Consider the following 18885-nt stretch of genomic DNA (forward strand, 5'->3'; position numbering starts at 1 on the left):
CCCCGGCAGCACGCATAATGTGCGGCCGGGGCATTTACCTATGGCGGTTCATTTCTACGATATTGACGATTACAGGCAGTTAATTACACATGGCAAAACATAGCAAATCCATACCCGGGCGCGGCCTGCGGGTTGCGGATCAGATTCAGCGCGACTTATCCGAAATCATTGCCTTTGAGTTGAAGGATCCGCGCGTGGGCATGATCACCATTACCGAGGTGCAGGTCACGCCTGATTATGCGCACGCGAAGATTTTTTTCACCACCCTCAACGATAGCCCAGAGGCATTGCAGAACACGCTGGAAGGCCTGAACAAGGCGGCAGGTTTCATTCGCGGACAATTGGGGCGGCGCTTGTCAATACATACACTGCCTGCATTGCATTTCCTGTATGACTCATCGACTGCGCGCGGTGCGGATTTATCCAAGCTGATACAGCAGGCGAATGCTACCCGGGCACTGGATGACGGTGAAAACTGATACTTTCATTGCCGCAGCTGTGGCGAAGTTGTTTTTTGCAACAATTTTTGATCAGGCTGCAGCAACCTCATTAAATATCACATATCGGCATGGCTAAAAATCAAGTCAGGATTTTGCGTCAGGCTATTGACGGCGTGCTATTACTGGATAAGCCGGTCAGCTGGTCCAGCAATGATGCCCTCATCAAGGTCAAGCGGCTCCTGAATGCAAAAAAAGCCGGGCATACCGGCACGCTGGATCCGTTTGCGACCGGATTGTTGCCGCTGTGCTTTGGCGAGGCGACAAAATTTGCGCAGGATTTGCTCGATGCGGATAAATCTTATGAAGCAGTCGTGCATCTGGGCGTCAAGACGACGACCGGCGATACTGAAGGTGAAGTGCTGGAAACGCATGCTGTCGATGTGACGCAAAGCCAGATTGATGCGGCAATGCTACAATTCGTCGGCGAGATCGATCAGATTCCTCCCATGTATTCCGCTCTTAAGCGCGACGGCAAGCCCTTGTACGAGTACGCGCGTGCCGGCCTGACGCTCGATCGCGCAGCGCGGCGGGTGTGCATTCACGCGCTGGAGTGTGTTCAATACAGCGCTCCCTACCTTACCTTGCGCGTTACTTGCAGCAAGGGCACTTATATTCGCGTGTTAGGCGAGGATATCGGTGCTGTGCTGGGTTGCGGTGCGCACTTGCAGGCATTGCGCCGCACGCAGGTAGGAGGCTTGTCGCTGTCGGGGGCCGTGACGCTGGATGCCATGATCGAGATGCCGGAATCGTTGCGCAGTCAATCCCTGGCGCCGGTTGACGCCTTGCTCTCGTCCTTTCCGGCAATTTATTTATCGGAGTCGTTATCGGTCAGATTTTTGCAGGGGCAGCGCTTGTCCCTTGCTAAAGAGAGTGTTGCCGGGCCTGCCGAGCAAGGGCGAATCAGGGTTTACCGGCAGAGTGATGCCCGACTGCTTGGTACCGGGCAAATAGTGGAATTCGGGGTGCTGGCCCCTGAACGTTTGATTTCCACGCACTCTCCCGCCTGAATTTTCCGCTAACAATCCATCGATCAATTTTCTTGCGGCTAAGCAAGCTATTGAAATACAAAGACAATTTAATCCTGTGCATTGCAACATGCTATAATCTTCGGCTAACTGAATCACACCATCACGACCATGTCAAACACAAAACGCGCAATTCGCAACATCGCCATCATCGCCCACGTTGATCACGGCAAGACCACACTCGTCGACAAACTGCTCCGACAATCCGGTACTTTCCGCGACAACCAGCAGGTTGATGCCCGCGTGATGGATTCGAACGATATCGAAAAGGAACGCGGCATCACGATTCTGTCGAAAAATTGCGCGGTCGAATACGAAGGCACGCATATCAATATCGTCGATACCCCGGGCCATGCCGACTTCGGCGGCGAGGTCGAGCGCGTGCTGTCGATGGTTGACTGCGTCCTGCTGCTGGTCGATGCACAAGAAGGCCCGATGCCACAAACCCGTTTCGTCACGCGCAAAGCGCTGGCTCTCGGTCTGAAGCCTATCGTCGTCCTCAATAAAATTGACCGCCCGGGCGCACGTCCAGAATGGGCGATCAATGCAACCTTTGAACTGTTCGATAAACTCGGTGCGACCGAAGAACAGCTCGACTTCCCGGTCGTTTACGCTTCGGCCCTGAACGGTTACGCCAGCCTCGACCCCGAAGTGCGCGAAGGCAACATGAAGCCGCTGTTCGAAGCCATCCTGAAATACGTTCCTGCGCGTGAAGATGATCCGAATGGTCCGCTGCAGCTGCAAATCACTTCGCTCGAATATTCATCCTATGTTGGCAAGATCGGTGTCGGCCGTATCCTGAGCGGACGCGTGCGCGGCTTGCAGGACGTGGTCATCATGAACGGCCCCGACGACAAGCCGGTTAAGGCGCGCATCAATCAGGTGCTGACGTTCAAGGGCCTGGAGCGCGTGCTCGTCGACGAGGCGCTGGCCGGCGACATCGTCCTGATTAACGGCATCGAAGAACTCGGTATCGGCACCACGATCTGCGCGCCGGATGCGCCGAACGCCTTGCCGATGCTGAAGGTGGACGAGCCGACATTGACGATGAATTTCATGGTCAACAACTCGCCGCTGGCCGGACGCGAAGGCAAGTTTGTGACGACGCGTCAAATCAGGGATCGCCTGGATCGCGAGCTCAAGGGCAATATGGCCTTGCGCGTGGTGCAGGCGGAAAACGACGATTCGACCTATGAAGTGTCGGGGCGCGGCGAATTGCACCTGACGATTCTGATTGAAAACATGCGTCGCGAAGGTTTCGAGCTGGCCGTGTCGCGTCCGCGCGTGGTGTTCAAGATGGTCGACGGCGTGCGCCATGAGCCGTACGAAAACCTGACCGTCGATGTCGAGGAAGCCAACCAGGGCGGCGTCATGGAAGAGCTGGGCCGTCGTCGCGGCGATCTGCAAAACATGGAATCGGACGGCAAGGGCCGGGTCCGTCTCGAATATCGGATTCCTGCGCGCGGCCTGATCGGCTTCCAAGGCGAATTCATGACCCTGACGCGCGGCACTGGCTTGATGAGCCACGTGTTCGATGAATATGCGCCGGTTGACAACAGCAAGGGCGAAATGGCCGGCCGCCGCAATGGCGTGCTGATTTCCCAGGATGACGGCGCTGCGGTTGCCTACGCGCTGTGGAAACTGCAGGATCGCGGCCGTATGTTCGTCAGCCACAATGATCCGGTGTATGAAGGCATGATCATCGGCATCCACTCGCGCGACAACGATCTGGTGGTCAATCCGATCAAGGGCAAGCAATTGACCAACGTGCGTTCATCCGGTACCGACGAAGCGGTGCGCCTGGTGCCGCCGATTTTGATGTCGCTGGAGTATGCGGTTGAATTCATCGCCGACGATGAACTGGTCGAAATCACGCCGAAAAGCATCCGCTTACGCAAGCGCTATCTGAAAGAGCACGAGCGCAAGAAAGCATCGCGCGAAGCAGCGTAACAGCGTCATATGTTAGCTGTGATCTGGCCTTCCCCGGTACGTAAAGTACCCCGGAGGGCCATTTTTTTGAAACTGGACTATTGGAGAGACCTTATGGCTGACAACCTGTCGGTGCTGTCGGATCGGCTGACGTTGGAGTATGAGCCGATGGATGCAATCCATCGGGAGTTCATGGCTCTGTGCGCGGCGCTGGCTGCAGCGGATGACGCCGCCTATCTGGAGCGACTCGATGCGCTGATTGCCCATACGGTGCTGCATTTCGCGCAGGAAGATGACTGGATGCAGGCGCATGCCTTTCCTTCCGCCGGTTGCCATCGGCGCGAGCACGATACGGTGCTGGAAGTGATGCGCGAGGTGCGCGGATGCGTGCTGCAAGGCGATACCGAGGTTGGGGTGCGGCTGGCGCAGGAGTTGCCGAACTGGTTTGCGCATCATGTCGATACGATGGATGCGGCGCTGGCCGAGTTTTTGACGGATGCCGATGCCGCATCCGCAGCGGCGCTGCCGCAACTGCAGCAGTAACTGCCGGGAAGCGCCCGCTTGCTCCGGCAGAATTATTCAGCAGGATCGGTTCAGGCGGCGACGACCTGGATCCGCACGTCGCCCAGACTGACCACCTGGCCGGCGCGGATTTTGCAGGTTTTGCGCAATTCGATCTGGCCGTCGACCGATACATTGCCCTGGGCGACCAGCATCTTGCCGGCGCCGCCGCTGTCGCAAATGCCGCTCAGTTTCAGCAGCTGATTCAATTCGACGTACTCGCCGTCCAACGTAAAAGATAGTTTTTGCATGGTATTTCCGGTTGCGTTTTCAGGCAGCGAGTATACGTCGGGGCCGGCGATCCACAGCAATTTTTGTCGGTTGCAGTTGCCGATCCTTCGATGGCGGATGTCAATTGCTGGCTGTCAGAAGCGTGTTTCGCGCGCGGCGCGCAGGAAGCTGTCCAGTATCGCGGTGCAATCGAGCAGCTCGGTGCTGCCGGCGCGATGAAATTCCGGGTGCCATTGCAGGCCGACTACGAAGTTCGACTTGCGGTAGCGGATCGCCTCGATGACCTGATCCTCGGTCGAGGTCGCCTCGACCACGATGTCGCGCCCCAGCGTATTGACTGCCTGATGGTGGATTGAATTGACCAGCGCCACCGGCTGGGCGGAAAACAGCCCGGCCAGCAGTCCGCCCTCGCTCAGGCGGATCGAATGGGAATTGCTGTCGTATTTGTCGTTCACATGCGCAATCGCGTTCGGCACATCGGAAGCGATATCCTGATGCAGCGTGCCGCCAAAGGCGACATTGATCAGCTGGCAGCCGCGGCAGATCCCCAGCACCGGCTTGCCGGCCTCGATAAATTCATGCAGCAGTTCCAGTTCGTACATGTCGCGCGCGCGGTCGCCGCTCCATTCCGGCCGCGTCACCGCCTTTGAGTAAGTCATCGGTGCGACATCGGCGCCGCCCTGCAGCACCAGTCCATCCAGTTGCCTGGCGTAGTCGCGCAGCCGGATGTTGCTGTTGTGCAGCAAGCCGCTGCTGTTGACCGACGGGATCATCAGCACCATCACGTCGCGCGACATTACCCATTGGGCAATCGATTCCTCCAGGTATTGCAGGGTCTTGCTGCTTAAGCCGGTGGAGCCGGGTTCCGGATGAAAGATCCGCGCCGAGACGCCGATGAGCAGGGTACGCTGGTTGATGCGATTGGCAGCCTTGTGGGAGAGCGCCCTGAATCTGGCCGACAGGATGCTCCAGGTTTGCGACCAGGGTGATTGCCCGGCGCCGTGGGCGGAATCGTGTCTGTTGCGCGGCGGTGCAGGATGCGGGTTCGGATGGTTGGTGTCGCTCATCGGGTAAGTCGCCTATCGGAATAGCGTTTCCGCTTTTGTTGCTATGCGGGCATAGGGTGGATTTCTGCATCGTCAGACTGCAACTGCACACGGAAATATCCCGGCGCTCCGATAATTTCCCGCGTATTTGAATACTATGTTGGGCTGTCCCTGGACAGTATACAAAATATTGTCAACAATATTTTGGCATGTCGATATGTATTTGACACCCTGTTTCGTGATGCGACGGTCGGCGAGCGAAAGGGCGGCAGCGCCGCCCTTTCGCTTATGTCGGGTGCAGATCCGGCATTGTTTATCCTTGTGACGTCAGGCTGCCGTTGACCACTCTGACCCGGTCGCCGCTGCGCCATCCGGATTGTTCGGAATCGCTGAAACTGCGCATGCTGCCGTCCTCCATGCGGACCCGGATTTGATAGTGGGTGGTGGTGCGGGTGCGTCTTTCCACTTCGTTGCCGGCAAATCCGCCGCCCACAGCGCCGGCCACTGTCGCCAGATTTCTGCCGTTACCGCCGCCGACCTGATGGCCCAGCACGCCGCCGAGAACCGCACCGGCGACAGCGCCGATACCGACGCCGTTCTGCGGCGCTGCCTGCTGAATCGAGCGGACCGATTCGATCGTGCCGCAATTGCCGCAGACGGCGGCTTGTGCCGGCGGCGCATAGGCGTTCTCGCTGTAGTCCGGCGCTGGCCGGTATGCCTGTTTATATTCCGATTTGTGCACCGGTTTATGCCTGGACTGGCTCGGTGCGGCCGATGCCGGATCTGACCCTCCGCTGGCAACGAATTGCTTGGCTTCGGTGGTCGGCGCCAGTGTCGAAATCTTGTCGGTCGCGGGCGTTGGCGCCGATGATGCCAGCACTGCGACCGGCGCCGTGGTGCTGTTCGAGTTGGGCAGCAGGCCGGTCATTGCAGCCACGCCGACCAGGCTGAGCAGCATGACCGAGACTGCGGCACCGGCGACCAGCGGGTGGATCTTGCCGGAGGTTTGTGGGTTTTCCATATCTGCCCTTTATGCCATTGATGATTTCGATGGTTCGATTATCGATGCCGGAACGCAATCAAAAAAGCCGGATTGTGTGTCAGTTGTAAGGCGATGTAACCCAAACGGTTGCCAAATGCACTGGGACCGCATTGCGCGGCCCCAGTGCATTTGCATACCGGCAGGAAAATCAGTCTTCGCGGCGCAGGTGCGGGAACAGGATGACGTCGCGGATATTCGGCGAATCGGTGATCAGCATCATCAGGCGGTCGATGCCGATGCCGCAGCCGCCGGTTGGCGGCAGTCCGTATTCGAGCGCGCGGATGAAGTCGGCGTCGTAGAACATCGCCTCCTCGTCGCCGGCATCCTTGGCAGCGACCTGGGCCTGGAAGCGGGCGGCCTGGTCTTCCGCATCGTTCAGCTCGGAAAAGCCGTTGGCGATTTCGCGTCCGACGATGAACAATTCGAAGCGTTCGGTGATGCCGGGCTGAGTGTCGGAGGCGCGCGCCAGCGGCGATACTTCGACCGGGTAATCGACGATATAGGTCGGCTCCCACAGCTGCGCTTCGGCGGTTTCCTCGAAGAGCGCCAGTTGCAGCGCGCCCAGGCCCGAGATCACATGTGGCTTGACGCCGAACTTCGCCAGTTCTTGCTTGAGGAAGTCGGTGTCGTGCAGTTGCTCGTGGGTGTAGTGCGGCGCGTATTTGTTGATGGCGCCGACGATGGTGAGGCGGTGGAACGGCTTCGACAGGTCCAGTTCGCGGCCCTGGTAGGTTAGCAGGGCGGTGCCGTGGGCGTCGATGGCGGCCTGGCGGATCACCGCTTCGGTGAAATCCATCAGCCATAGGTAATCGACATACGCGGCGTAGAATTCCATCATCGTGAATTCCGGATTGTGGCGCGGCGACACGCCTTCATTGCGGAAGTTGCGATTGACTTCGAATACGCGGTCGAAGCCGCCCACCACCAGTCGCTTCAGGTACAGCTCGGGTGCGATGCGCAGGAACATCTGCATGTCGAGCGCGTTGTGGTGGGTGATGAAGGGCTTGGCCGCCGCGCCGCCGGGAATCGCGTGCAGCATCGGGGTTTCGACTTCCATGAAGTCGTTTTTTTCCATGAAGCGGCGGATCGACGACATCGCCGCGGTGCGCGCCTTGAAGGTGCGGCGCGTGTCTTCGCTCATGATCAGGTCGACGTAGCGCTGCCGGTACTTGGTTTCCTGGTCGGAAAGGCCGTGGAATTTGTCGGGCAGCGGACGCAGCGATTTGGTCAGCAGGCGCAACTTGGTGACCTTGACCGACAGTTCGCCGGTCTTGGTCTCGAACAGCGTGCCTTCAGCGCCGAGAATGTCGCCCAGGTCGTAGTGCTTGAACGCTGCGTGCTCGGCTTCGCCGGTGCCGTCATTCGTGATGTAAAGCTGGATGCGGCCGTCGGCTTTGGGGCCGGAGGCGTCCTGGATGGTGGCGAACGATGCCTTGCCCATCACGCGCTTGAGCATCATGCGCCCGGCCACCACCACCGTCACCGGCTCGGTCAGCAGCGCTTCGCGTGCGGCTGCGCTGCCGTATTGCGCGTGCAGTGCTGCGGCCTTGTGCTGCGGCCGGAAATCGTTCGGGAAGGCGATGCCCTGGGCGCGGATCGCAGCAAGCTTGCTGCGCCGTTCGGCGATGATCGAATTTTCGTCTGGCGGCGCGGCCGCTGCTTCATTGTGCGTAGTCATAATTTTCAGGCAGTGTGGGCGTAATGTCGGGGTGGCGTGGGGCGGCGTCAGACGCCCTGTTTCAGCGAAGCGGCGATGAATTCATCCAGATCGCCGTCCAGCACCGCCTTGGTATTGCCGGTCTCGAAACTGGTGCGCAAATCCTTGATGCGCGACTGGTCCAGCACGTAAGAGCGGATCTGGTGGCCCCAGCCGACATCGGTCTTGGAATCCTCCAGCTTTTGCTGTTCGCTCATGCGATTGCGCATTTCCAGTTCGAACAGTTTGGCTTTCAGCATGTCCCACGCTTCGGCGCGGTTGCGATGCTGGCTGCGGTCGTTCTGGCATTGCACCACGATGCCGCTCGGCGCATGGGTCAGGCGCACTGCGGAATCGGTCTTGTTGATGTGCTGGCCGCCGGCGCCGGAGGCGCGATAGGTATCGACCCGGACGTCGGCCGGATTGATATCGATATCGATCGAATCATCGACCTCCGGATACACGAACAGGCTGCAAAACGAGGTGTGGCGGCCGTTGGCGGAATCGAACGGGGATTTGCGCACCAGCCGGTGCACCCCGGTTTCGGTGCGCAGGAAGCCGTATGCGTAGTCGCCTTCGACCTTCAGCGTGGCGGTCTTGATGCCGGCGACTTCGCCGTCCGACTGCTCCAGGATTTCGACCTTGAAGCCCTTGCGTTCGCAATAGCGCAGGTATTGGCGCAGGATCATCGAGGCCCAGTCCTGCGCTTCGGTGCCGCCGGCGCCGGCCTGAATGTCGATGAAGCAGTTGTTCGGGTCCATCGGGTTGCTGAACATGCGCCGGAATTCCATCGCGGCAACACGGGTTTCGATGTCCTTGGCGTCGGCTTCGACCGCCAGCAGCGTATCTTCGTCCTGCTCTTCGCGCGCCATGGCAAACAGGTCGCCGGTATCGCGCAGATCGGCTTCGATCCTGATCAGCGAATCGACGATGTTTTCCAGCGATTTTTTTTCCTTGCCCAGATCCTGAGCACGTTTCGGGTCGTTCCAGACGTTCGGGTCTTCCAGTTCCGCGTTGACGGATTCGAGCTTCTCGGACTTCAGATCGAAGTCAAAGATACCCCCGAAGTTCGGTTTCACGGCCGGCCAGGTCGGCAAGCAAGGCGGAGAGTGCGTTTAGGCGTTCGGCTTCCATGATGTAATTACTCTGCAATCAAACCGGAAATTATACCCGAGCGAGCGGCCGGAACCGGTACCGTTTTTCATTCCGCCATGTTGAACGGCAGCGGCTCCAGCGCATAGCCGTCGTCGATGGCATCCATCCTGTTGAGTAATGCTTGCAGCCCGGCGTCGAGTTGCGACAACTGGCTTGCGTCCAGTTGCCGCACCGCCTGTGGCAGCAAGCCGCGGGCCGGCTTGGGGGCGCGCTCCAGCAGCGCCATTCCGGCTTCCGACAGCGACAGCCGGGTCGCGCGCTTGTCGTCGGGGTCGAGCGACTTGACGATGTAGCCGCGTTTGTTCAGGATCTCGATCAGATTGCTGGTGGTGGTCTGGTGTATCGCCAGCCGGTTGGCGATTTCGCCCACGCGCATGTTCGGCGTCTCGGATAATTCCTGCATGACCCAGAGCTGCGCGCCATTGACGCCGCATTGCTTGTCGATCCAGGCCGAATGGCGTTGCGCCGCGCGCATCACCACTCGAAATTTTTTCAGGACATCGAGATGGTCAAGTGCTTCTTCATGGAAATTCTCATCGTTATTTTTCATTTTGCTAATATCTGTTCATCTTGTGCATGACAAGCATGCATTTTAGCAAATGCATTATTCGCTAGGCTGTGGCGGCAGCGGCGAACAATAATGATGTCGACCGGTTAATGCCGTTGGCGGCGTGAAAAAGAATAATCGCCGCCAGGCCAGCGCTGTCCAGGCAGTCGGTCGGTATGCCCTCGTAATTTTCAAGTGTCTGTATTGCGGTTTTTTGCCTACGATAATTCAAGGCATGCATTTTTGCCCTGCCTACCTTACCCGTCATAGGAAATCCATATGTCGCCATTCAGTTTTCTTCCCGATCTGCCCGGCAATCTCAATGTCCTGACCGCCCTGGGCCTGGTATTGATCGCCGGCATCTTTGGTGCGCGACTGGTCAGACATGTGGCGCCGGTGCCGGCGATTACCGGTTATGTGCTGACCGGGCTGCTGATCGGCCCGGCCGGCCTGAACCTGATCGGTGCAGCTACGCTCAATGGGCTGGATCGGATTGTCGAACTGGCCCTGGGCCTGTTCGTGTTCGAGCTCGGGCGGCGGCTGGATTACCGCTGGCTGTTGAAGGAGCGCTGGCTGCTGATCACCGGGCTGGCCGTCAGCATCGGCGTGTTTGCCGCCTTGTTCGGATTGCTGCTCGGCTTCGGGCTCGACGCCCTGAGCGCGGCGCTGGCGGCGGCGATCGGCACCGCGAGTTCGCCGGCGGCGACGCTCAATGTGGTGCAGGAAGTCAAGGCCGAAGGCCAGGTCAGCGCCCGCATGCTGAATATCGTCGTCATCAATAATTCGCTGGCGTTCCTGCTGTTCATCGTCTGCCTGTCGGTGCTGCATTGGCGGTACGGCGCCAGCTGGAGCGTTGCGCTGCTGCACCCGTTGTATCTGATTGTCGGCTCGATCGTGTTCGGTTTGCTGGCCGGCAGATTGCTGGTTTTTGCCAGCCGCCATCTGGAGCCGCAGAGCCATGTTCAGCACATCATGGTGTTCGCGCTGGTTGCGGCCACGGTCGGGATTGCCGACATGTTCAAATTTCCGGCGCTGGTGTCGCTGCTGGTGTTTGCGGTCAGCAGCCGCTACCGCGACGGCAGGCAAGTGATCGTCGAATCCGAATTCAGCCAGATCAACAGCCTGCTGTACGTGATCCTGTTCGTGTTTGCCGGCGCCCGGCTGGAACTGGCGCAACTGGGGCAGTTCTGGCTGATCGGACTGGCGTATATCGCAGTGCGGCTGGCGGTGATGGCCGGGCTGGGTACGCTGCTGGCGCCCTGGAACGGTTTGCAGGCGCGCCAGGGCGCGTTGCTCGGGCTGGGCTTGCTGCCGATGTCGGGAGTGGCGATTCTGACCGCGCAGTATGTGTCCGGCATTCATCCCGAGTTTGGCGCGCAGCTCTCGGCGCTGGTGCTGTCGGTGGTGGCAGTGCTGGAAATCATCGGCCCGATTTCGACCCATTACGCGCTGCTGGCGTCGGGTGAGTCGAATGTTCATAAATCCTGATTGCAGAAGGAGACACCATGCTGGATTTCACCTCTTCCGCACCGTTGACGATGGGCGTCGAACTGGAATTGCAAGTCGTCAATCGACTCGATTACAACCTGACCCGCGGCTGCCCCGATCTGCTGGCGGTACTGGGCAAGACCGAGCACGGTTACGACATCAAGCCTGAAATTACCGAAAGCATGATCGAAATCGCCACTTCGGTGCATGTCAACCACCGCGCCATGCTGGCCGAACTGACTGCCATGCGCACACTGCTGGTGGCTGCCGCCGATAAGATCAATCTCGGCCTCGCAGGCGGTGGTGCCCATCCATTCCAGCACTGGGAGGAGCAGCGCATCACGCCGGTGGCGCGCTACCATCTGGTGTCGGAACTGTACGGCTACCTGGCCAAACAATTTACCGTGTACGGCCAGCATATCCATGTCGGCTGCGCCGATGGCGACGAGGCGGTGCGGCTGACGCATTTGCTGGCGCGCTATATTCCGCACTTCATCGCGCTGTCGGCTTCCTCGCCGTTTTATCAGGGCGTCGATACCGCGTTCCAGTCCTCGCGCCTGACCAGCATCAATGCGTTTCCGCTCAGCGGCTGCATGCCGTTCGTGCACAGCTGGGACGAGTTCAATGCGTATTACCAGAAGATGGCGAGCCTGAATATCGTCGCCAGCATGAAGGATTTTTACTGGGATATCCGGCCCAAGCCGGAATACGGCACGGTCGAGATTCGGGTCTGCGACACGCCGCTCGGGATCGAGGCAGCAGTGCAGTTGGCAGCCTATGCGCAAACCCTGTGCAAGTATTTCCTCGATCACCGGGAACTCAGCCCGGTCCAGGATATTTATCTGACGTATTCGTACAATCGCTTTCAGTCCTGCCGTTTCGGCTTGGCCGGGGTGGTGATCGACCCGATCCGGAATGCCCAGTTACCCATCAAGGACGATATTCTGCACACGCTGGATATGCTGGGCGAGACTGCGCGCGAACTCGGCACCGACGACGTGATTACAACCCTCCGGGAAAGCGCGATCAAGGGCAACTCCGACGCCGACTGGCTGCGCGCCGCCTATGCCGAAACCGGTTCGCTGAGCGAAGTGGTGCGACGCCAGGCGCAAGCCTGGATGTCCAATTCATAAGGTTATGAAATGATTTTCATGGGAGTATGTTGTAAAACATCGGATTTATCGCAATTATTTACTGTGTAACGTTAAAATACAGAGGTATGTATATTTTTTCGGCAAAATGCCGTGCAAAACCGTGTCGGCAGCCCGATAAGACCGGAAGCCGTCAATGATGTTCCGAATCGGGCACAATGGCGGCTGCGGCGACAACAATGCAAAATTCGTGACCATGTGCTCTTCCTCCCATTCCCTGACTAGAAATGCCAGCATGCAACGCCGGCTGCACGGATGATGTTGCGCACCCTGTCCTCCATGCTGGCCGCGATATTCAACCGCCCGGATGCGGCTAGCCCGAAGATCGCCTGCTTTCATTGCGGCGAACTGGTGCGTCAGAAGCGCGCGGTGCCGGTCGTGTTCGACGGCGTGTGCCGCGACGTCTGCTGTCACGGTTGCGCCGCGATCCTGTCCACGGTCGAGCAATTGGGCCAGACTGAAGCCTACCTGGCCCGTAAACAGCAATTAGAGAGGCCCGATGCCTAATTCACCATCCGCTGCTCCCGCCAGCCTTGCGCCGGCCGCCGCCGAGGCGGGCCTGAAACACGAAAAATTGGCGATTGACGGCATTCGTTGCGCCGCCTGCGTGCAATTGATCGAGTTCCGCCTGCAGCAACTGGCCGGCGTGACGGCGTTCAAGCTCAATATCGCCAGCCATCGCGCCGACATCAGCTGGGATAGCCGCAGCACCTCGTTGCCGCGCATTGTCGAGGCCATTTCGGATCTCGGTTACAGCGCGTTGCCGGCCGGTTCGCAAGGCGTGCTGGAAGAGCGTGCAAAAAAAATGGCGTTGTGGCGCCTGTTCGTGGCCGGATTTGCGATGATGCAAGTGATGATGTACGCGTTTCCCGCGTATCTGGTTCCGGTAGCGGCAGTCGATGGCGACCTGACGCCCGACATCGACCGCTTGCTGAAACTGGCCAGCCTGGCGATCACGGTGCCGGTGGTGCTGTTTTGCGCCTGGCCATTCTTCCGTGCGGCCTGGCGCGACCTGCGCAACCGGCATGTCGGCATGGATGTGCCGGTCTCGGTCGGCGTGCTGGTGACTTTTTTTGCCAGCGTGTGGGCCACTTTTGCCGGCGGCCCGGTGTATTACGATTCGCTCATCATGTTCGTGTTCCTGCTGCTGGCGGCGCGCACCATCGAAGCCAAGGTGCATCGCAAAAGTACGTCGGCGCTGCGCGCGCTGATCCAGCTGGTGCCGGCGCAGGCCGAAAAAATCGACGATTATCCCCATTCGCGCCAGACCGTTCGGGTCGCTGCGGAAGCGCTGCGCGCCGGCGACTTCATTCTGGTGCCGGCCGGCGCCCACATTCCGGTCGACGGCGTGGTGATCGAGGGCGCGAGCGAGTGCGACGAAGCCCTGATGACCGGCGAATCGCATCCGGTCATCAAGTCCCGCGGCAGCAAGCTGATCGGCGGCGCGCTCAACCTGATCGGGCCGCTGGTGATGCAGGCCGAGCAGGTCGGCGACCAGACCCAACTTTCTTCGCTGGTGAAGATGATGGAAGCCGCGGCCAATGAAAAACCGCCGCTGGTGGCGCTGGCCGACCGCCATGCCAGCCGCTTTCTGCTGGCGATTATGCTGCTGGCGATCGCGGCCGGCATTGTCTGGTGGCAAATCGATCCGGCGCGTGCGCTGTGGATTGCGGTCACCATCATCATCGTCACCTGTCCCTGCGCATTGTCGCTGGCCACGCCCGGCGTGATGTCGGCGGCAGTCGGGCGGCTGGCCAGAAATGGCGTGCTGGTGGCGCGCGGGCGGGCGATCGAGTCGCTGGCGCGCACCACCCATGTGGTGTTCGACAAGACCGGTACGCTAACGCAAGGCAAGCTGCACCTGCTCGATACGCTGTTGCTGCGCCGGGATGCCGTCTGGAGCGTTGCTTTCGCGCAGGCAGCGGCAGCCAGGCTGGCAGCCGGATCGCTGCATCCGGTGTCGCTTGCGCTGGCCGGCGCGCCAGCGATGCAGCAAGATGCGTTCGCCATTCCGGAATTCGACGGCGTGCGGGAAATTGCCGGTGCCGGCCTGCAAGCCGGCGCCGGCGATCAGACTTACCGTTTGGGCAGCGTGGATTTCGTGCAGCAATTGCATCGTCAGCCGCTGGAAATTCCGCCACAATATGCGGGCCAGACGCTGGCCGCGTTCGGCGATGCAGGCGGCTGGATTGCGCTGTTCGTGATGCAGGACGGCTTGCGTCACGACGCCCGCGACTTGATCACCTTCTTACTGCGGCAAGGCAAGAAAGTCGTGCTGCTGTCGGGCGACCGGGCGGATGTGGTGGCGCAAGTCGGGCGGGAACTCGGCATTGCCGAGGCGTTCGGGGAACTCGGTCCGGCGCAGAAATACGATGCGATCAAAAAAATCCAGCAACAGGGCGGCGTGGTCGCCATGATCGGCGACGGCATGAACGACGGACCGGGGCTGTCGCTGGCCGATGTGTCGATTGCGATGGGGCAGGGCGCGCCGATTTCGCAGGCCAGAAGCGATGTGATCCTGATTTCAAGCCATCTGGGCGATTTGCGCCACGCATTTCAGACTGCCGCCAAGGCGATGCTGCTGATCCGGCAGAATCTGGGCTGGGCGCTGCTGTATAACGCGATCGCGATTCCGGCCGCGATGTCGGGCCTGCTGGCGCCCTGGCATGCGGCAGTCGGGATGTCGCTCAGTTCGCTGGCGGTGGTGCTGAACTCGCTGCGCATCTCGTCTCAAAAGACGCCGCAGGCCGGGTTGAATGGCACAATGGCCGCTGTTGCGCGGCAGGCGGCGTGAGGCATCTGTGCCCCGTCTGATGCGAATGATTCTTTGCCGATTGGGATAACTGCTTCCATGGACATACTGTATTTACTGATACCAATGAGCGTCGTGCTGGTGTTTGCTCTCGGCGCGTTGTTCTGGTGGGCGCTCAGCCATCGCCAGTTCGATGACCTCGATGAGGTATCGGAGCGGATTTTGAACGATCCCGATTGAAGCGTTCCTGGCAAAAATCCGGCACATTCTGACTTCAGCCTTGAGCTGTTTTTTAGATCCAATCGGTTCTGTTGCATTGCCATTACCCGGGACTTGCTGGTAGTATGCTGCCGCCTTTCAAATTTGATCTACATCAACATTTGTTTCGACCGCAGACCTTAGAGTGTTGCAAGAATTTAATAACCGAGCTAAAACATGAGCCAATCTAAAGTAGATACCTACAATTATCGTGTGGTACGCCAGTTTTCCATAATGGCGGTAGTGTGGGGCATAGTGGGCATGACAGTGGGCGCGCTGATTGCGGCCCAGTTGGCATGGCCAGAGCTGAACTTCGGCATCCCATGGCTGAGCTTTGGCCGATTGCGGCCATTGCATACCAACGCAGTGATTTTCGCGTTTGGCGGTTGCGGTCTGTTTGCCACTTCATACTATGTGGTGCAGCGCACCTCGAATGTGCGCTTGTTCTCCGATAAACTGGCCGCATTCACCTTCTGGGGCTGGCAGCTGGTGATCGTGCTGGCCGCCATTTCGCTGCCTCTGGGCTACACGCAGGGCAAGGAATACGCGGAGCTGGAATGGCCGATTGACATTCTGATTGCCTTGGTATGGGTTGCTTATGCCGTGGTGTTTTTCGGCACCCTGGCCAAGCGCAAGGTCGCGCATATCTACGTAGCCAACTGGTTTTATGGCGGTTTCATTCTGGCGGTCGCCTTGTTGCATATCGTTAACTCTGCTGCGATCCCGGTTTCACTTACGAAATCGTATTCCGCTTATGCCGGGGTGCAGGATGCCATGGTGCAATGGTGGTACGGTCACAATGCGGTCGGCTTCTTCCTGACCGCGGGCTTTTTGGGAATGATGTACTACTTCATTCCCAAAGTCGTCGAGCGTCCGATCTACTCGTACCGTTTGTCGATCGTCCACTTCTGGGCGCTGATCTTCACTTACATGTGGGCCGGCCCGCACCATTTGCACTACACCGCGCTGCCGGACTGGACGCAATCGGTCGGTATGGTGTTTTCGCTGATTTTGCTGGCGCCTTCGTGGGGCGGCATGATCAATGGCGTGATGACTCTGTCCGGTGCCTGGCACAAGCTGCGCAGCGATCCGATTCTGCGCTTCCTGATCGTATCCCTGTCGTTTTATGGCATGTCCACTTTCGAAGGCCCGATGATGGCCATCAAGACCGTCAATGCGCTGTCGCACTACACCGACTGGACTATCGGCCACGTGCATTCGGGCGCCCTGGGCTGGGTTGGCTTTATTACCATCGGCAGTTTGTATTACCTGATTCCGCGCCTGTTCGGACGTACCTCGATGTATAGCAAATCGCTGATCGAGGTGCATTTCTGGGTCGCAACAATCGGCGTGGTGTTGTATATCGCCTCGATGTGGATTGCCGGCGTGATGCAGGGCCTGATGTGGCGCGCGGTCAACGCCGACGGTACCCTGACCTATACTTTTGTCGAGTCGGTCAAGGCTACTCATCCGTACTACATCATTCGATTGGTCGGCGGCGCGCTGTACCTTTCCGGCATGTTCGTGATGGCTTACAACGTATTCAAAACCATTGCGGGAGTGGCGCCTTCGGAAGCGAAGATTCCGGTATTGGAGCCGGCGGCAGGTCATTCGGCTGCCCAAGCCTGAATCAACAGACGCTTTTAGGAGAAATTAATGCGTAAATTTACTCACGAACTGATTGAGAAGAATGTCGGCTTGTTACTGGTGCTGATCATTCTGGTGGTGAGCGTCGGCGGCCTGGTAGAGATTGTTCCCTTGTTTTTCCAGAAATCCACCACCCAGCCGGTGGCCGGCTGGAAGCCGTATTCGGCGCTGCAATTGTCGGGCCGGGATATTTATCTACGCGAAGGTTGCTATAACTGCCATTCGCAGATGATTCGCCCGTTCCGGGCCGAGACCGAGCGTTATGGCCATTATTCGGTCGCCGGAGAATCGGTGTATGACCATCCGTTCCAGTGGGGCAGCAAGCGTACCGGGCCGGATCTGGCCCGGGTCGGTGCGCACTACAGCGATGAGTGGCATCGCATTCACCTGAACAATCCGCGTGATGTGGTGCCGGAATCGATCATGCCGTCGTATCCGTGGCTGTCGCAAAACAAGCTCGATGCGAACGATGTGGCGCCCAAGATGCGTGCCTTGCGCAAGGTTGGCGTTCCATACACCGATGCTGAAATTGCCGGGGGAGCCGCCGAAATTGACGGTAAAACAGAGCAGGATGCACTGATTGCTTATTTGCAGGTGCTCGGCACGGCCATCAAGAACAAGGATTGAGCGAGCGCTGCCCGGGGGGCTAAGTGGTTTCCGGGCAAGTCTGGATAGCGGGGGATGCATGATTTTCACATGGTTGAGCAGCATTTTTACGGTACTGAGCTTAGTGGTTTTTGTCGGTATTTTATTTTGGGCTTATAGCCGAAATAATAAGGAGCAATTTGAGGCGCTCGGCAAGTTACCGATTGATAACGATAATGAAACGACAGGAAACTGATCATGGCAGATTTTTTTAATGAAGGATGGAGCATTGCGATCGCCATCGTGACGGCAATCAGTATCCTGGGGTGCGGGTTACTGTTGTGGTCGCAATCGAAAGTGCGGGTCAAGCTGGGGCAGGACGGCAAGCCTTTGCCGGCGGAAACGACCGGCCATGTCTGGGATGGCAATCTGTGTGAAAACAATAACCCGTTGCCGCGCTGGTGGATGGGCCTGTTTTACCTGACGATTGTGTTTGGTGTGGTATATCTGGCGCTGTATCCCGGCATGGGGAGTCGGCAGGGCGTATTCGGCTGGAGCCAGGTGAGTGAATATCAAGCCGAAGTGGCTGCCGGCGAGAAGCAATACGGCCCGCTGTTCGATAAATATCTGGCAATGGATATCCCGACGGTAGCTAAAGATCCGCAAGCCAGGGAAATCGGCCAACGGCTATTCCTCAATTCCTGCGCCCAGTGTCACGGCTCCGACGCGCAAGGCAGCAAGGGCTTTCCGAATCTGACCGACAAGGATTGGCTGTACGGCGGCGCACCGGAAACGATAGAAACCACTATACTTGAGGGGCGTCATGGCCAGATGCCGCCGATGGGTGCTGCAGTGGGCAGCGACGATGACGTGCGCAATGTCGCCAACTACGTGCTGAGCCTGTCGAACTCATCGCATGATCCGATCAAGGCCGTGCTGGGCAAGCCCAAGTTCATGATGTGCGCGGCCTGTCATGGTGCCGACGGCAAGGGAAATCAGGCAATTGGAGCGCCCAATCTGACCGACAAGATCTGGCTATACGGCGGCGGCATCAATACCGTCATGGAAACCATCAACAAGGGGCGCGCCAACCAGATGCCGGCGCACAAGGGCCTGCTGGGTAAAGCCAAGGTGCATCTGCTGGCAGCATACGTGTGGGGGCTTTCAAATAATCCGACATCAGGCGGGCAGATTTCGGCTTCGGATGCCGGCGCAGTCGGGTTGTTGGCCAATGCCGAAAACAATAGAAACACTACCGTGGACAAGCAGTAA

At 58.8% G+C, this 18885-nt stretch carries 20 protein-coding genes; 13 read left to right on the forward strand and 7 right to left on the reverse strand.

The window, feature by feature from the left end; all coding sequences use genetic code 11:
• The first annotated feature begins 89 nt into the window (after nt 1–89).
• The 4 genes from rbfA (at nt 90) to HMCN_RS0105095 (ending at nt 3997) form a co-directional block, all read left to right on the forward strand.
• Nucleotides 90–479, forward strand: a complete 390-nt coding sequence (gene rbfA / locus HMCN_RS0105080; RefSeq protein ID WP_025916356.1) for a 30S ribosome-binding factor RbfA — start codon at nt 90–92, stop codon at nt 477–479.
• A gap of 89 nt (nt 480–568) precedes the next feature.
• Nucleotides 569–1507, forward strand: coding sequence for a tRNA pseudouridine(55) synthase TruB (truB, locus tag HMCN_RS0105085; protein ID WP_025916357.1), 939 nt, complete (start codon nt 569–571; stop codon nt 1505–1507).
• Between the two features lie 129 nt (nt 1508–1636).
• Nucleotides 1637–3475, forward strand: coding sequence for a translational GTPase TypA (gene typA / locus HMCN_RS0105090; protein WP_025916358.1), 1839 nt, complete (start codon nt 1637–1639; stop codon nt 3473–3475).
• Between the two features lie 93 nt (nt 3476–3568).
• Nucleotides 3569–3997, forward strand: coding sequence for a hemerythrin domain-containing protein (locus tag HMCN_RS0105095; RefSeq protein ID WP_051566792.1), 429 nt, complete (start codon nt 3569–3571; stop codon nt 3995–3997).
• Between the two features lie 50 nt (nt 3998–4047).
• On the opposite strand, the gene HMCN_RS0105100 is transcribed toward HMCN_RS0105095, so the two are convergent.
• The 7 genes from HMCN_RS0105100 to HMCN_RS0105130 all read right to left on the reverse strand — a co-directional run bounded on the left by HMCN_RS0105100 (nt 4048) and on the right by HMCN_RS0105130 (nt 10000).
• On the reverse strand, nt 4048–4266 hold the full coding sequence (locus tag HMCN_RS0105100; protein ID WP_025916360.1) for an RNA-binding S4 domain-containing protein: 219 nt from the start codon (nt 4264–4266) through the stop codon (nt 4048–4050).
• 114 nt (nt 4267–4380) lie between these two features.
• Nucleotides 4381–5313 (reverse strand): gamma-glutamyl-gamma-aminobutyrate hydrolase family protein, encoded by a 933-nt coding sequence (locus tag HMCN_RS0105105; protein WP_025916361.1) that lies wholly within the window; start codon nt 5311–5313, stop codon nt 4381–4383.
• Between the two features lie 292 nt (nt 5314–5605).
• Nucleotides 5606–6313 carry a glycine zipper 2TM domain-containing protein gene (locus tag HMCN_RS0105110; RefSeq protein ID WP_025916362.1) on the reverse strand — a complete coding sequence of 236 codons (708 nt, stop codon included), beginning with the start codon at nt 6311–6313 and terminating at the stop codon, nt 5606–5608.
• Nucleotides 6314–6482: 169 nt separating this feature from the next.
• Nucleotides 6483–8012, reverse strand: a complete 1530-nt coding sequence (lysS, locus tag HMCN_RS0105115) for a lysine--tRNA ligase (RefSeq protein WP_025916363.1) — start codon at nt 8010–8012, stop codon at nt 6483–6485.
• Between the two features lie 47 nt (nt 8013–8059).
• Nucleotides 8060–9164 (reverse strand): peptide chain release factor 2 gene (gene prfB / locus HMCN_RS17320; protein ID WP_155837408.1). Its coding sequence is split into 2 segments (ribosomal slippage): nt 8060–9082 and nt 9084–9164, totalling 1104 coding nucleotides; the frame shifts between segments, so codons are not numbered across the junction.
• A gap of 67 nt (nt 9165–9231) precedes the next feature.
• Nucleotides 9232–9735, reverse strand: coding sequence for a MarR family winged helix-turn-helix transcriptional regulator (locus HMCN_RS0105125; RefSeq protein WP_025916364.1), 504 nt, complete (start codon nt 9733–9735; stop codon nt 9232–9234).
• A 61-nt stretch (nt 9736–9796) separates the two neighbouring features.
• Nucleotides 9797–10000, reverse strand: coding sequence for a hypothetical protein (locus HMCN_RS0105130; RefSeq protein ID WP_025916365.1), 204 nt, complete (start codon nt 9998–10000; stop codon nt 9797–9799).
• An 11-nt stretch (nt 10001–10011) separates the two neighbouring features.
• On the opposite strand from HMCN_RS0105130, the gene HMCN_RS0105135 reads away from it, so the two are divergent.
• The 9 genes from HMCN_RS0105135 (at nt 10012) to ccoP (ending at nt 18885) form a co-directional block, all read left to right on the forward strand.
• Nucleotides 10012–11220 carry a cation:proton antiporter gene (locus tag HMCN_RS0105135; RefSeq protein ID WP_025916366.1) on the forward strand — a complete coding sequence of 403 codons (1209 nt, stop codon included), beginning with the start codon at nt 10012–10014 and terminating at the stop codon, nt 11218–11220.
• 17 nt (nt 11221–11237) lie between these two features.
• Nucleotides 11238–12353: a YbdK family carboxylate-amine ligase gene (locus HMCN_RS0105140; protein ID WP_025916367.1), complete on the forward strand. Its 1116-nt coding sequence runs from the start codon at nt 11238–11240 to the stop codon at nt 12351–12353.
• A gap of 273 nt (nt 12354–12626) precedes the next feature.
• Nucleotides 12627–12878, forward strand: coding sequence for a heavy metal translocating P-type ATPase metal-binding domain-containing protein (locus HMCN_RS0105150; protein ID WP_025916369.1), 252 nt, complete (start codon nt 12627–12629; stop codon nt 12876–12878).
• A complete protein-coding gene (locus HMCN_RS0105155; protein ID WP_025916370.1) occupies nt 12871–15165 on the forward strand; it encodes a cation-translocating P-type ATPase in 2295 nt (764 codons plus the stop codon). The genes HMCN_RS0105150 and HMCN_RS0105155 overlap by 8 nt, the downstream gene beginning before the upstream one ends.
• A gap of 57 nt (nt 15166–15222) precedes the next feature.
• Complete coding sequence (gene ccoS, locus HMCN_RS0105160) at nt 15223–15363, forward strand: cbb3-type cytochrome oxidase assembly protein CcoS (RefSeq protein ID WP_025916371.1); 141 nt, start codon at nt 15223–15225, stop codon at nt 15361–15363.
• A 195-nt stretch (nt 15364–15558) separates the two neighbouring features.
• Nucleotides 15559–17010: a cytochrome-c oxidase, cbb3-type subunit I gene (gene ccoN / locus HMCN_RS0105165; protein ID WP_025916372.1), complete on the forward strand. Its 1452-nt coding sequence runs from the start codon at nt 15559–15561 to the stop codon at nt 17008–17010.
• A gap of 27 nt (nt 17011–17037) precedes the next feature.
• Entirely contained in the window at nt 17038–17655 is a 618-nt protein-coding gene (gene ccoO, locus HMCN_RS0105170; protein WP_025916373.1) for a cytochrome-c oxidase, cbb3-type subunit II, read from the forward strand.
• Nucleotides 17656–17713: 58 nt separating this feature from the next.
• Entirely contained in the window at nt 17714–17869 is a 156-nt protein-coding gene (locus tag HMCN_RS18560; protein WP_081801416.1) for a cbb3-type cytochrome c oxidase subunit 3, read from the forward strand.
• A gap of 2 nt (nt 17870–17871) precedes the next feature.
• Nucleotides 17872–18885, forward strand: a complete 1014-nt coding sequence (gene ccoP / locus HMCN_RS0105175; RefSeq protein ID WP_025916374.1) for a cytochrome-c oxidase, cbb3-type subunit III — start codon at nt 17872–17874, stop codon at nt 18883–18885.

Origin of the sequence: Herminiimonas sp. CN (assembly GCF_000622895.1) — a bacterium.
In the GTDB taxonomy this organism is placed as follows: Bacteria; Pseudomonadota; Gammaproteobacteria; order Burkholderiales; family Burkholderiaceae_D; genus AVCC01.